Genomic DNA, 12888 nt, shown 5'->3' with positions numbered 1-12888 from the left:
GGAAATGACTATGACGCTTGATAATGCATCGCAGCCTGTCGTGCTGCTGTTTTCCGGGCAAGGGAACCCGGTAATCGGGATGGGCAGCGATCTGTGGGATCTGAATTCGACGACGAAACAGATCTGGGATTGCGCCAGCGATATTTCTGGCCTCGATCTTCGCCGACTCTGCCTGAAGGGGCCGATGAACAGATTGATCCAGACCACGGTACAGCAGCTGGCCGTAACGGCGATCAACGTATCGCTCTATAGCCTTTGCCGTGAGCGTTTCCCCAACCTTCGGGTGACGGGGGCCTGCGGCCACAGCGTCGGGGAATACAGTGCGCTCTATGCGGCGGGGGCAGTCTCTCTGGAGACCTTATTCCGCACCCTGCATTTCCGTGCCAGCACCATGGATGCGGTGAGCAAAAAGCAGAAAGGGGCAATGATCGCGCTGAAAGGGGCGGATTTTGCCACCCTGAGCGACATCATCACCCGTTCCGGGATTGCGCTGGATATCAGCTGTGACAACACGCCGCGCCAGCAGGTTATCGGCGGGACACCGGCGGCACTGAGCGACTTCGCCCAGGTACTGGCGGATGAGGGCTATGAGCCGATCAAACTCGGCGTCAGCGGTGCCTGGCACACGCGTTTAATGGAAGAGGGCGTCCAGCTGATGCGGGATTTCCTCGCCGGACAACCTTTCACCTCACCCGCGTATGATGTGCTGATGAACGTGACGGGCAGAATGGAAATCGTGCCGGAAAACATCAAAGAAAATCTGTCGTTGCACCTGACCCACACGGTGAAATGGAACGATTCTGTCGCCAGATTTATCAACCATTCAGAGCGTCCGCTGTTCCTGGAGATGAGTAACAAACCTTATCTCGGTCAAATGCTGAATGATTTTGCCGGTTTTAATGCCGAACGCGTTCTGCACTGCAGAAAAGCATTAGAGATGTAATGGTCGAGATATGATTCCAGATTATTTAACGTTCATTCGCTTTCAGGATAAAAGGAACCTTCTTTTTATCTCTATCGTGACCTTGATCCTGATGGGTTTTTACTGGAAAAACGCCGGGTTTTCCTTTACCCGGCAGGATGCCTGGCTGGCGAGCGGTATTTTTGCGCTGATTCTGTATAGCTTCATTGCCGATCTCAAGGCGTTCTGGGCCTATAAGTGCGTGGTCAAAAATGTCGATTTATCTGTGTTTCTGCAGAAAGAGAATAAGCCGGTGAATGCGATGATTGTCGAACCTGTAATGGTGCTCGCGATCGCCACGCTGGTTTTCGCAGGCATTATTGCGCTGATGCTCACCCTGGCTCAGCCGGGGATCGTGCTGCTGACGCTGGCCATCGTCGCGCCGTTCATCGTCTGGGGAATGTTCGCAGCGATGCGTTCGATCTACATCCGACAGGTCATCGCCTCGGCGCGGGACAAAGGGAAATATAAACGTCTGTCCCATTATGTCGCCATTGCTGTCGTCATGTCCGTCGTCATGAACCTGCTGACGATTAGCCCCTTACGGAACAGTGAACAGTTCGATCGCTATGGCCGTTACTTCACCCTCGAGTCCATCATTACCATACTGGTGCTCTGCGCGGTGGTGCTGGCCATTAATCTGCTGTTTTTACGGTTCACGAAGCGGTATATCTTCCTGGGGCATCTTTTCCTTAACGAGATCGACCTGTTTTTCTCCCCGACGATCCCCTGGCGCAGCCTGTCCGGGAAACCTTTGTGGCTGAGGCTGGTGATGCTGGTGGGTGTGGAGTTTGTCTGGTCGGCCGTGGTGGGATTGCTGCTCACGCTGCTGGGGTGGAAGGTGTGGTTTGAGGTGTACTTCCTGCTGAGCTACCTGCCTTGTCTGGCCTATTACACCCTCCACGCCTGGTGGAAATGGCATAACGATTTCATGATGTCGAGCGACATGTATTTGCGCTGGGCGGAGATCGATAAAGAAAACGCCCTCTGGTAAGACGCGAAGGGCAATAAAAAAGCCAGACCCTCAGCAATGAGGGTCTGGCTTTTTTTATCAGGTCGATACGGCTCAGGCTATCCGCATCCAGGTGAGCATCATCGCGGCGCTGGCAATGACGTTCACGTTGGAAATGTACCCGTCATAACGATTATTGATGGCGGAAAGCTGGTTGTTAAAGTGGTCGTTTTCAGCGGTCAGCACATCAAGCAACGTGCGTTTTCCCAGGTGATACCACTGCTGGTAGAACATCTGGCGCACGCGGTCAGTTTCGCCTGAGAGACGTTCGTAATCATCTGCACGCAGGAATGATGAGTCGCGTACCTGCACCTGATAGTTAATCTGATACTCCAGATCGCGGTAGCTCACTTCATATTGCTGCTGCGCCACGTTGGCTTTTGCGCGGGCCGTCATCTGAGCGGCGCGCTGAGAGCCGCCGCTAAACGCCTCCCACTCCACGTTCAGGCCGGTATACCAGCCCGCTTCGTTACCGTTACTGTCCTTGGCGGTGCTTTTGGAGACCACCCAGTTTACCTGCGGCAGCGCAGCCGATTTAATGCTTTCTGCTTCCGATTCCGCCGCGCGGACTTTGGACTGCAGGTTAAGCATCATCGGGTTCTTGTCCAGCGAGCCGATGGCGACCGATGCCGGGATAATCGTATCCTGCCAGCTCAAATTCTCTGGCAGCACAGGCTCAGCGCCAAGCAGGCGCACAAGCTTGATTTTACTGGCGCTCAGCTGATGCTCGATGTTGTCGAGACTCGCCTGAGCGGACATCAGTTTCGCTTTCGCCTGCACCAGTTCGCTTTCTCTGCCGCGGTCCGCCTGGGTGATTTGCGACAGCATGTTGACCAGCTCTTTCATGCGGCCAACATAGTTCTTCGCCACCTGTTTACTTTGCTGGTACCGACTCATGTTCATCAGCTCGGACACGGTGTTATAGGCCAGCTGCTCGCGAGAATACTCTTTGGAATAGCGGGCCGCTTTTGCCGTTTCCAGCGAGTTATCGACCTGATGGCTGATTCGTCCCCAGTCGATCACGGGGGTGTTGACGGATACCGTCCCGCTGGAGTCGCTGATATGCGTATTGTTGGACGACTGGCGGTCTCCCCCCACGGTTGTCAGCGGCGACGTTACGCCCAGCCGCACCTGCGGCATACGCTGGCCTTTGACCTGATCCACCATGTAGTCCGAGGCCAGAACCTCAGAGGAGGCCGCACGCAGCTCAGGGCTGTACGCCAGCGCTCTTGCCACCATGCTGCGCAGGAATTCCCGCGAATCATTGGTGCTGGCACCGTTGAAATAGCCGTGCGACATGCCGCTGGTGGCGCGGGGGCTTGCCGATGCGCCCTGTTGGCGAACGTTCGCGTAGGCCGGTTCGGGCTTATAGTATTCTTTAACGGGCGGGAAGAAATCGTAATTCGTTTTCAGTGCCGCTTTGTTACTCGTACTGTTCTCGAGCGTCGGCTCAGGTGCCACAGTTTGCTGCGTCGCGGCGTAGCTTGCCGGTCGCGATGCGGGGTACGTTTGCGTGGGTACGGTTTTATGCGTACTGGCGTACTGCGACTGCGTGCGCATCGAGGGCAGCGAAGTCCGTTGAACCGTCCCCGGCGTGCTCGCGCGTACCGCAGGCTGCGCTGGCGTCTGCGCGGCGCGGGTTAACTGTGACTGTGTGCGCATCGGCGGCAGCGAGGACAGGTCTTTTTTAACCTGCGCCACGTCAGCCGCGTGGAGCGGAATGACAAAAGAAGAGCAGGGCAAACAGAGTGCAACCGCAGTGGCTACCCTGGCCCAACGACGCTCTTTACGTGCCTTAACCATAAAATTATCTCTCTCTGAATGCTTCGCGCGCTTTCAGTATCGGTTTGAGGATGTAAGACAAAATGGTCTTCTCCCCGGTTCTGATTTCAACGTTCGCCACCATGCCTGGTATGATTGGGAACTCCTTGTCTTTAACCTGCAGTGCCGCTCGATTGGTGCGGACGAAGACCCGGTAATAGGTCGAATCGCCACGTCCCTGACGCGCTTTTTCCTCATCAATCAGGGTGTCGGAACTCAGGTGCTCGACGACGCCGGTTAACCCGCCGTAAATGGCGTAGTCGTAGGCGGTAATTTTTACCGTGGCGGGCAGCCCCGGATGGATAAAGGCCACATCGGACGGTTTGATTTTGGCTTCGACCAGCAGGTTATCTTCGAGCGGGATGATGGTCATGATTTCCGCCCCTTGCTGGATAACGCCGCCGCGCGTGGTCACGCGAATGTTGTTGACGGTGCCGCGTACCGGCGCAACCACCGTGGTTCGGTTCATCACATCCTGACGCCCGCGCAGGATCTCTTCCGCCTGCGCCAGTTCAGATTCCAGCCGGTTAAGCTCGCTGTTGGCGTCGGAGCGGAAGCGGTTGGTCCGCTCTGCGATCTGCAGGCTGAACTCGTTGGCCTGACGCTTCAGGCGCAGGATCTCCACATCTGACATCAGCCCTTTACGGGCCAGCGGCTCTGACAGGCTGACCTCGTTTTGTGCCAGGGACAGGCTGCGCTGTAAGGCCTGAACGCTCTCGTTAAGGGTTTTGAGGCGCGCGTTATAGGCCTGGGTTTCATCACGCACGATAGACTCAATTCCGGCGATATCGGGCGGGAAGGACAACGGCGTGTCGTAAGCTTCCGCGCGGAGACGGGCAATGCTGCCCTTAAGCCCCTGCACTTTAGAGAGGGATTCACCGTAGCTGGCCCCGGCGCGGGTCGGGTCAATTTTCAGCAGAATTTGCCCTTTCTCGACGATATCCCCCTCCTGAACGTTCAGCTCCTCAAGAATGCCCCCTTCCAGGCTCTGAATGAGCTGCTCGCGGCTGGCCGGGATCACTTTGCCATCGCCACGGGTGATCTCCTCAACCCGGGCGAAATGCGCCCACACCAGCGACACCACCACCACCAGGGCGATGGTGTAGAGCATGATCATGCTGAACGGGGTTTTCTGTGCGATCAGCGCGCCCTGCAGGTCATTCATGAATTTCAAATCGTCTGCTTTGACCTTTCCTGTGGCCTGCGGTTTTTGCACTGCCAGCTGCGTTTTCCCGCCGTTGCTGTCTACCTTTCTCAACGCCGTGGAGGATGCATCCGTCCCGGAGTCGGCCTCTCCCTTTGAGGCGTTATGATTCACTTCGTCCTCGTTCATCATCCATTTACACCTTGTTTCTGTTGCTTCTCTTCAACCGAATGCATCGCTTGTTTTTTCTTCATCACATTCTCATTCAGGCTGGCCATCACCTGATCTTTTGGCCCGTCTTTCACGACATGCCCGTCTTCCAGCACAATCAGACGCTCAACCAGGCTCAGTACCGACATGCGATGGGTCACAATGATCAGCGTTTGCCCTTGTGTCGCCTCTTTGAGCCGACGCAGGAACAGCGTTTCGGTCATGGCATCCATTGAGCTGGTGGGTTCATCCATCAGCAGGACCTTTGGGCGCAGCAGCAGGCAGCGGGCCAGGGCGACAAGCTGTTTTTGTCCACCGGAAAGGCAGTTGCCCATTTCGCCAATTGGCATGTCAAAACCCAGCGGGTGCCTGGCGGCCACGTGATCCAGCCCGGTCAGACGCACGACGCGCAGGAACTCCTCCGTGCTTACGCCGGGGTTGCCAATGATGATGTTGTAGCGCAGCGTGCCGAAAAAGAGACGGCAATCCTGGCCGACATAGCCCACCGCGGCTCGCCAGTCCGCCGGGTCAATCTGGGTGGCATCTACGCCGTCAATGAACATCTGGCCGCTGCTTTGTTGATACAGGCGGGCCATCACACGCAACAGCGTCGATTTTCCGCTGCCGATTTTGCCCAGCACGGCGATTTGCTCACCGGCTTCAACATTGATGTTGATGTTGTCGAGGATGCGCGGCGCAACCATCATGCCCGGCACCGGATAGGTAAAGCCCACCTTGTGGAGGCGCATGCTGCCGGTGAAATTCGGCGTCGGTAGATAATTGAGCAAGGCATCGCGGTCGGTCGGTGTTTCCATCAGCTGGTTCAGCGATTTCAGCGCGGTTTTGGCATGCTGATAGCGCAGCGCTAACCCGACAACCGACGCCAGCGGTGCAAGCGAGCGGCTGGAAAGGATCACCACCCCAATCATCGCCCCCATCGACAGCTCGCCAGCGTGAATGAGATACACGCCAAGAACGACGATGCAGACCGTCGTGATTTGCTGCACGAAAGAGACAAAGTTGGTCGTCAGCATCGAGAGATAACGCGTTTTCATCGACGACGCGGCTGCCAGAGCGCTGAAATCATCCCAGCGTTTTTGCATCACCCCTTCGCCTTGTGCCGCTTTCAGCGCTTCCAGCCCTTCAATGCTCTCAATCAGCAAACCCTGCTTCAGTGAGATTTCGCGGACGTTCTCTTCCATGTAGCGGCCCAGCGGCCACTGGATGATGATGCTGACAATCAAAATCAGCGGCATCGCGACTAACGGCACGATCGCCAGCGGGCCGCCAATCAGGTAGATGACGAACATGAAGAGGGCGCAAAACGGCAGGTCGGACAACGTTGCCAGCGTTGCTGAGGTAATAAAGTCGCGCACGGCCTCAAAATCACGCAGCTGGTTGGCAAAGGTGCCCGAGGACTGTGGCTTGTATTCCATTCGCATCGACATCACCTGACGGAACAGTTTTGCCCCGAGTATCAGGTCCGCTTTTTTCCCGGCGATGTCGATCAGGTAGGCTCGAATTTGTCGGCTACAAAATTCAAATACAATGGCAATTACCACGCCAATCGCCAGCGACCACAGCGTCACGTAGGCCTGCGTGGGAATGACGCGATCATAGACGTTCATGGTAAAGAAGGTGCCTGCCAGCGTGAGAATGTTCGCCAGCAGAGCGGCCAGCGCCGCGCTGTAGAAGTAGTGGCGGTAGCGCCATAGCGTCGAATAGAGCCAATGCCCTTCCGCCTGAGCCTGCGGCAACAGCTGGTCGTCTGCACGCTCGTCCAGCGTCGGCTTGCGCGTCGTGACGAGGGCATAACCGCCGTAGACATCGTTTAACTCCGCCTCCGTCACGACAACGGTTCCTTCGTTTTCCGGTACCACAATCTTATAAGTATGTTCTCCACGCTTTCCGTTACGCGCGGTAAGAATGCAATAGGTCCCGTCTTTACGTGCGATCAGTAAAGGAAATAGCCAGGAGGAGAGGGTGCTCAGATCGCGCTTTACCCAACCGGCAGATATTCCCATTTGGTCAAGCATGCGCAATGCCATTTCTGGCTCAAGCTTGTCGCTTTTTGGCAGGCCAGCATAGAGGACTTCTTTGCTGGCAAACTTAGCATGATGTGTACAAAGCCATTCAACACCCCACAGAAGGGAATCTTTTCGGGGATCTTCAATATTATTGAAGTCGTGCTCTGAATTAATTTCAACGGTGGAAAGATGCGTGCTCATTATCGAATCCAGACCTGTAGTGACGTTCCTCACTTAGAATTAAAAAAGTAAAGAATGTGCGATTTAAAAAACGACCAGAAACATCCATGAATACGATGAGTGGTAGCGGATTGTTTATGCTGAAAATACAAGCGCTGGCAATATCTTAGTGTATGAGTTAAGCATCAGGCACACAATAAGGATAAGTAACCACTCGCTTAGGAATAATTTACATCCCGGCAGGTAAATGTCTGTTTCCTGCGTATTACTAATCAACTGGCAAGTCTTGAAATGGGAACGCCAAGTTTATTCTCTATACGTATTTTCATGGCATAGATATTTTTTACGTTAGTCGCATTTTTCATGGCGATTTTTTTCGGCAGTTGTCCCTTATACAATTCTGCAAAAAGTGCATATTCATTTGCACTTAACTTTGCCTTTTTCTCCGAGGGGCGTGTGATCTTGCCCATAAATGATTGATTAATCTTGGTTTTGATATCTTCTGTCACATCATCATGAAAAATGACCGCGCTGATGACCGTTTCGCTCGTGTCGTTGTAAAACCAGTAGTGCGCGATAGCGGCCATTTTTTTATCCGTGATTAAAATCAATCTTGAGTTTTTAAACTGACTTAACCAGTTGTTTGTTAAGAAGTAATTTATGTTTTTATAGTTAAAGTCAATAACCACAATAGGTTGTGAAATCACTTTTGAATTAATATTGCTAAAATATTGCAGCAGTCCCTCAATCAGGAATGAGTTATTCTCTGGCCAAATGTAAAATTCTACACCGGTACACTCTATATTCTTTTTTGTTTGTACAGATGTATAGACGCATTTATTCACGCATCCATAGCAGCGCATTGCGTTGTCGTGGTGTTCAATATTATTAATAATCACTCTATCCATTAAGTTAAACGCAGTGCGTCCATATTATAAATATTAAATTTGATATAATATATCAACATTCATCTTAAAATTGCATTACGGATGAAAACGGGTAGCAGTAAGATTACTCGCGGTCGTACCAGGAATTTTCGACAGTGAGTATTTTACTGCATAATGCCATGCCAGCCGTTTTTTTCAGTATACGTCAGCTTGCGAGTCGGGTAATTGACACACCCAGCTTGCGTTCGATTCTGTTTTTCATCGCATAGGTGTTCTTGACACTGGTTCCGTTTCGGTATGCGATTTTCTTGGGTGTCCATCCGTTGAAAAGAAACGCAAACAGACTGTATTCATTCTGGCTCAGTTTTGGCCTGCTGCCTGCGGGCTTAATCGTTTTCGCGAGGAAGGTTTTCTGCAGTTTTGTTGCCACCTCCTCGGCCGTGTCGTCGTAAAAGATCACCGAGCTTATCGTCGTGTCGGACGTGTCGTTGTAAAACCAGTAATGGGCAATGGCGGTCATCTTCTTATCGGTGACAAGAATCAGTCTCATGTTCTTGAACTGATCCAGCCAGTTGTCTGACAGGAAGTAATTGATGTTTTTATGGCTAAAATCAATAATCACCACAGGCTGAGTAATGTATTTATCATTTACGTCAGTGAAATAATGACGAATGCCTTCAACAAGAAAACTATTATTGTCAGGCCAGATGTAATACTCAAGACCCGTGCACTCTTTAATTTCATGCAGTGCGGAATTGTCAAAATGACATTTTTTATCACAACCATAGCAATGCATAGATGGCGTATGACAGACGGGCAGTCTATCAGTGGAAGATAAATAGATTGGGTTGTTAGTCGCACTGTACATATTTTACCTCGCACGCACTGAATCGATACATTAATAATGAGAAGATGTTTAGCGAAATTGCTTTCGTTCTTTAGGAATAATCATACAGACCACCAGGTAAAATTCTTAATTAAATAATATGAATTGTCACGCTGGTGTTCTTATTAAGAATTAAATCATTAAAAAACAGTTGCTTGCAGGGTTTCTTAAATGAAGGTTTGACATGTGAAATGTTTATTTAGCGTTGTGGTTGTTGTCGTTTTGTTGATTTTTGATGATGTGCTCTTTACGTCGTGGAATGTATGTTGAGATATCGGCAATATCGGCCGTTACGTCCCTGGATTTTATTAACTAAAGTAATCAGAGTTAATCGTTTAAATATCTGAAATGGTCTGTCGGCAAAAATAAAAAAATAGAATAATGACAAGCGTATTTTAATGGTCGGGATCGGCGAAAGAAGAGTGTGAAGATATCAATAATGAGAACGCTCGCCCCCAGGGTTGAGGGATCCCCACAAAATAGTGCCGACAAAGATGACTCCCTCTCCCTTGTGGGAGAGGGCTGGGGTGAGGGGGGACATACGGCTGTGGGGGTTATTCCGTTCACTTTATGTTCCTCGCTACTAAAAATTACTGGGGATCCCTCTACCCCCAGGGGGCACAGTTGCGCATATGACATAATCATTGGTTAACACAACGAAAACAATTTAGGTGCATAATATTAATAATTGATCGTTTTTGGTGCATATGTTGCACTGTTTTTGTGCATTTCCTGGCATGTATGTGTGTTGGCGTGTGTCTGTGCCCGACCGAGTCGATTAAAATAATATATTAAAAATCATCGCCTTAATTTTACCCCTGTCATTTATATTTGAACCAATAGCGAATTGGTTCGTTTATTGCTTAATCATTAGCACGATAAGTAGCACGTCATATCAATAACTTATCGTTAATAAAAATAAAGTCATGATGAAAGCGAGCGAACCAATATGGAAAAACCGTCACGGTTTCTGGCCAATTCCAGCACCGCGCTTGAGCAACTGCGCGGGCTAATCAACCAGCACGAGTCAACACCAGGCATTCCGCTGCCCACGGAACGTGAGCTGTCGGATACTCTCGGCGTAGGGCGACGTGAAGTCCGTCGTGCGCTGGACGTGCTGGAAGAAGAGGGGCGTATCTGGCGAAAGCAGGGGAAAGGGACCTTTATTGGCCCGGCAGCTCCTGTAGAACCGCTGGCCCTTCAGGGATTGGTTCAGCAGACTAACCTGCTGGAAGTGATGGAAGCTCGTCTACAGCTTGAACCCGGCCTAGCCCGGCTTGCGGCACTGCGTGCCACCAGGGAAAACCTCGCGCTCATGCAGCGCATGCTGGAACGCATTGATAAGGTCAGCCCGGATGACCGCGATCTCAACGAACTGTGGGATAGCGCCTTTCATCGCGCCATTGCCGAAGCCGCAGGCAACCGCCTGATGCTCGGGCTTTTTGATGCGATTGATGCCGTCCGCCGGGAACCCGGCTGGCAGCATCTGCGTGAACTTGCCCGCACGCCTGAACGTGTCGACAGCTACAACGACCACCATCACAAAATCATGTCCGCGATTATCCATCGTCAGCCTAATGAAGCAGCCGCCGCGATGCGCGAGCACCTGCTCAGCCTGCAGGCCGCGCTGATTCAGGCGATCCACCTTGAGGACGATTTCACGCTATGACGACCATACCCTTTAAGGACGCCACGCCCGTATTGCGGCTGAATAATCTCAACGTCAGGTTTTCCGGCTCGCCGGTGAGCGTGCTTGACGGCATTTCCCTGACGGTCAAAGCGGGCGAAACGCTGGCGCTGGTGGGGGAGTCCGGCTGCGGAAAAAGTATCACCTCATTAGCGCTGATGGGGTTACTGCCCGCCAGCGCGCAGATTGTCAGCGGTGAGATGCAGTTTCGCTGTCATGACCTGCGCAAGCTCTCGCCGCGGGAATATGCCGATCTGCGCGGCAGCGAGCTGGCGATGATTTTCCAGGAGCCCATGACCTCGCTCAATCCGGCGTTTACGCTTGGCGATCAGCTCAGCGAAGCGGTCATACGCCACCAGAGCGTTTCGCGCGCCGAGGCGATGAAGGTCGCGCTGCAGATCCTCGAGAAGGTGCAGATCCCGGCGGCAGAGATGCGCCTCAGAGCCTATCCGCATCAGCTCTCCGGCGGCATGCGCCAGCGGGTGATGATTGCGATGGCGCTGATCAACCACCCTAAACTGCTGATTGCTGATGAGCCCACCACCGCGCTCGACGTCACCATTCAGGCGCAAATCCTCGCCTTGCTCAACACCCTGAAAGCGGAAACCGGCACGGCGGTGTTGATGATCACCCACGATTTAGGCGTGGTGGCGGAAGTCGCCCAGCAGGTCGCGGTGATGTATGCCGGCCAGGTGGTGGAGCAGGGCAGCGTCGAGGCAATATTCGCCGACCCGCAGCATCCGTACACCATCGGCCTGATGGGCTCGATTCCTTCTCTCGGGGCGCGTAAAGGGCAACTCTCCACCATTCCCGGCGCGGTACCGCTGCCGGAATCCATGCCTGAAGGCTGCCGTTTCGCAACGCGCTGCCCGTTTGCTCAGACGCGCTGCCACGCTGAAAAACCGCAGCTTACTACGCTCGGCGCGGGCCATCAGGTTGCCTGCTTCCGCGTGCCGCTCGAACAGCACATTGCCCTGGGAGAAATCGCATGACCATCCCCATTCTTGAAGCCCGCGACCTGAGTAAACGCTTCCCCGGTCCGAAAAAGCTCTTTACCCCGGCACGCTTTGTCACGGCGGTCGATCGCGTCTCACTTTCGGTGATGCCGGGCGAAACGCTGGCGATTGTCGGCGAGTCCGGCTCCGGGAAATCTACCCTCGGACGTCTGCTGCTGCGCCTGCTGGCCGCCAGCGAAGGGCGCGTGTTTTATCAGGGGGAAGAGATCACCGACGCCTCCGGTGCCCGTCTTAACCAGCTCCGGCGCGAGCTGCAGATTATCTTTCAGGATCCCTTCGCCTCGCTGAACCCGCGCATGACGGTGGAGCAGATTGTCGGTGAGCCGCTGTGGCTGCATCAGAACATGAAAAAAGTGGACCGCCAGTACCGCGTCGCCGAACTGCTTAAAACCGTTGGTCTGCCTGCCGCCTGGGCCGGGCGTTACCCGCACGAGTTTTCCGGCGGCCAGCGCCAGCGCATCGGCATTGCGCGCGCGCTGGCCTCGGGACCGAAGCTGCTGCTGGGCGATGAGCCGGTATCCGCACTGGACGTCTCCGTTCAGGCGCAGGTGGTCAACCTGCTGGAAAGCCTGAAGCACCAGCTGGGGCTGACGATGGTGATTGTTGCCCACGGTCTGGCGGTGATCCGCCATATGAGCGACCGCGTGGCGGTCATGTACCTTGGGCAAATCGTTGAGCTTGCCACCGTCGATGAGATTTTTGACGCACCGCTGCACCCCTATACCCAGGCGCTGATTGCGTCTGCACCGCAGATGCAGCCGGGCGTTGAGCGCGATGCGCCGCTGCTGCAGGGGGATCTGCCCAACCCGGCCAGTCCGCCGTCCGGCTGTCGTTTCCACACCCGCTGCCCGTACGTTACCGAAGAATGCCGCCAGGTCGAGCCGATTAATCAGGTACTCGACGGCGGACGTCAGGTTGCCTGCCACCGCTGGCAGGAGATCAACCGCGATCGCAGCGTTATCCAGATTGCTCCGCCATCCGCCGCTTTCCTGCGCCGCCGCGCGCTGTTTGAACACGCGGCCACTCACTCGTCCCTTCCTTCAAGGAACTCATGATA

The 12888-nt window shown here is 53.6% G+C and carries 10 protein-coding genes; 5 read left to right on the top strand and 5 right to left on the bottom strand.

The annotated features are described in order from the left end of the window. Positions 1 to 10: 10 nt before the first annotated feature. Both KW829_RS16970 and KW829_RS16965 read left to right on the top strand, forming a co-directional pair. The gene (locus tag KW829_RS16970; protein ID WP_010427862.1) at positions 11 to 943 is read left to right on the top strand and encodes an ACP S-malonyltransferase; all 933 of its coding nucleotides are present in this window, start codon (positions 11 to 13) and stop codon (positions 941 to 943) included. 10 nt (positions 944 to 953) lie between these two features. Continuing rightward, positions 954 to 1955, top strand: coding sequence for a hypothetical protein (locus tag KW829_RS16965; protein WP_218308681.1), 1002 nt, complete (start codon positions 954 to 956; stop codon positions 1953 to 1955). A 72-nt stretch (positions 1956 to 2027) separates the two neighbouring features. Here the strand turns inward: KW829_RS16965 and KW829_RS16960 are convergent, their stop codons facing one another. The 5 genes from KW829_RS16960 to KW829_RS16940 all read right to left on the bottom strand — a co-directional run bounded on the left by KW829_RS16960 (position 2028) and on the right by KW829_RS16940 (position 9110). Then, a complete protein-coding gene (locus KW829_RS16960; protein WP_218308680.1) occupies positions 2028 to 3776 on the bottom strand; it encodes a TolC family protein in 1749 nt (582 codons plus the stop codon). Positions 3777 to 3780: 4 nt separating this feature from the next. Then, positions 3781 to 5130, bottom strand: a complete 1350-nt coding sequence (locus KW829_RS16955) for an HlyD family type I secretion periplasmic adaptor subunit (protein WP_010427865.1) — start codon at positions 5128 to 5130, stop codon at positions 3781 to 3783. Next, complete coding sequence (locus KW829_RS16950) at positions 5127 to 7376, bottom strand: type I secretion system permease/ATPase (protein ID WP_089598139.1); 2250 nt, start codon at positions 7374 to 7376, stop codon at positions 5127 to 5129. Before KW829_RS16950 ends, KW829_RS16955 begins: the two co-directional genes overlap by 4 nt. A 251-nt stretch (positions 7377 to 7627) precedes the next feature. Further along, positions 7628 to 8263, bottom strand: a complete 636-nt coding sequence (locus KW829_RS16945) for a hypothetical protein (RefSeq protein WP_256350658.1) — start codon at positions 8261 to 8263, stop codon at positions 7628 to 7630. A gap of 184 nt (positions 8264 to 8447) precedes the next feature. After that, entirely contained in the window at positions 8448 to 9110 is a 663-nt protein-coding gene (locus KW829_RS16940; protein WP_108415648.1) for a hypothetical protein, read from the bottom strand. Positions 9111 to 10077: 967 nt separating this feature from the next. Between KW829_RS16940 and KW829_RS16935 the strand changes: the two genes are divergently transcribed. Genes KW829_RS16935 through KW829_RS16925 form a run of 3 tightly spaced genes read left to right on the top strand, consistent with a single transcriptional unit; the run spans position 10078 to position 12886 of the window. Next, the gene (locus tag KW829_RS16935; protein WP_010427872.1) at positions 10078 to 10797 is read left to right on the top strand and encodes a FadR/GntR family transcriptional regulator; all 720 of its coding nucleotides are present in this window, start codon (positions 10078 to 10080) and stop codon (positions 10795 to 10797) included. Next, entirely contained in the window at positions 10794 to 11807 is a 1014-nt protein-coding gene (locus tag KW829_RS16930; protein WP_218308679.1) for an ABC transporter ATP-binding protein, read from the top strand. The genes KW829_RS16935 and KW829_RS16930 overlap by 4 nt, the downstream gene beginning before the upstream one ends. Next, positions 11804 to 12886, top strand: a complete 1083-nt coding sequence (locus tag KW829_RS16925) for an ABC transporter ATP-binding protein (RefSeq protein WP_218308678.1) — start codon at positions 11804 to 11806, stop codon at positions 12884 to 12886. Before KW829_RS16930 ends, KW829_RS16925 begins: the two co-directional genes overlap by 4 nt. The last annotated feature ends 2 nt before the right edge of the window (positions 12887 to 12888 follow it).

Source organism: Enterobacter sp. ENT02 (assembly GCF_019219165.1).
Lineage (GTDB): Bacteria > Pseudomonadota > Gammaproteobacteria > Enterobacterales > Enterobacteriaceae > Enterobacter > Enterobacter mori.
This window is presented reverse-complemented; position numbering and strand designations above follow the sequence as displayed.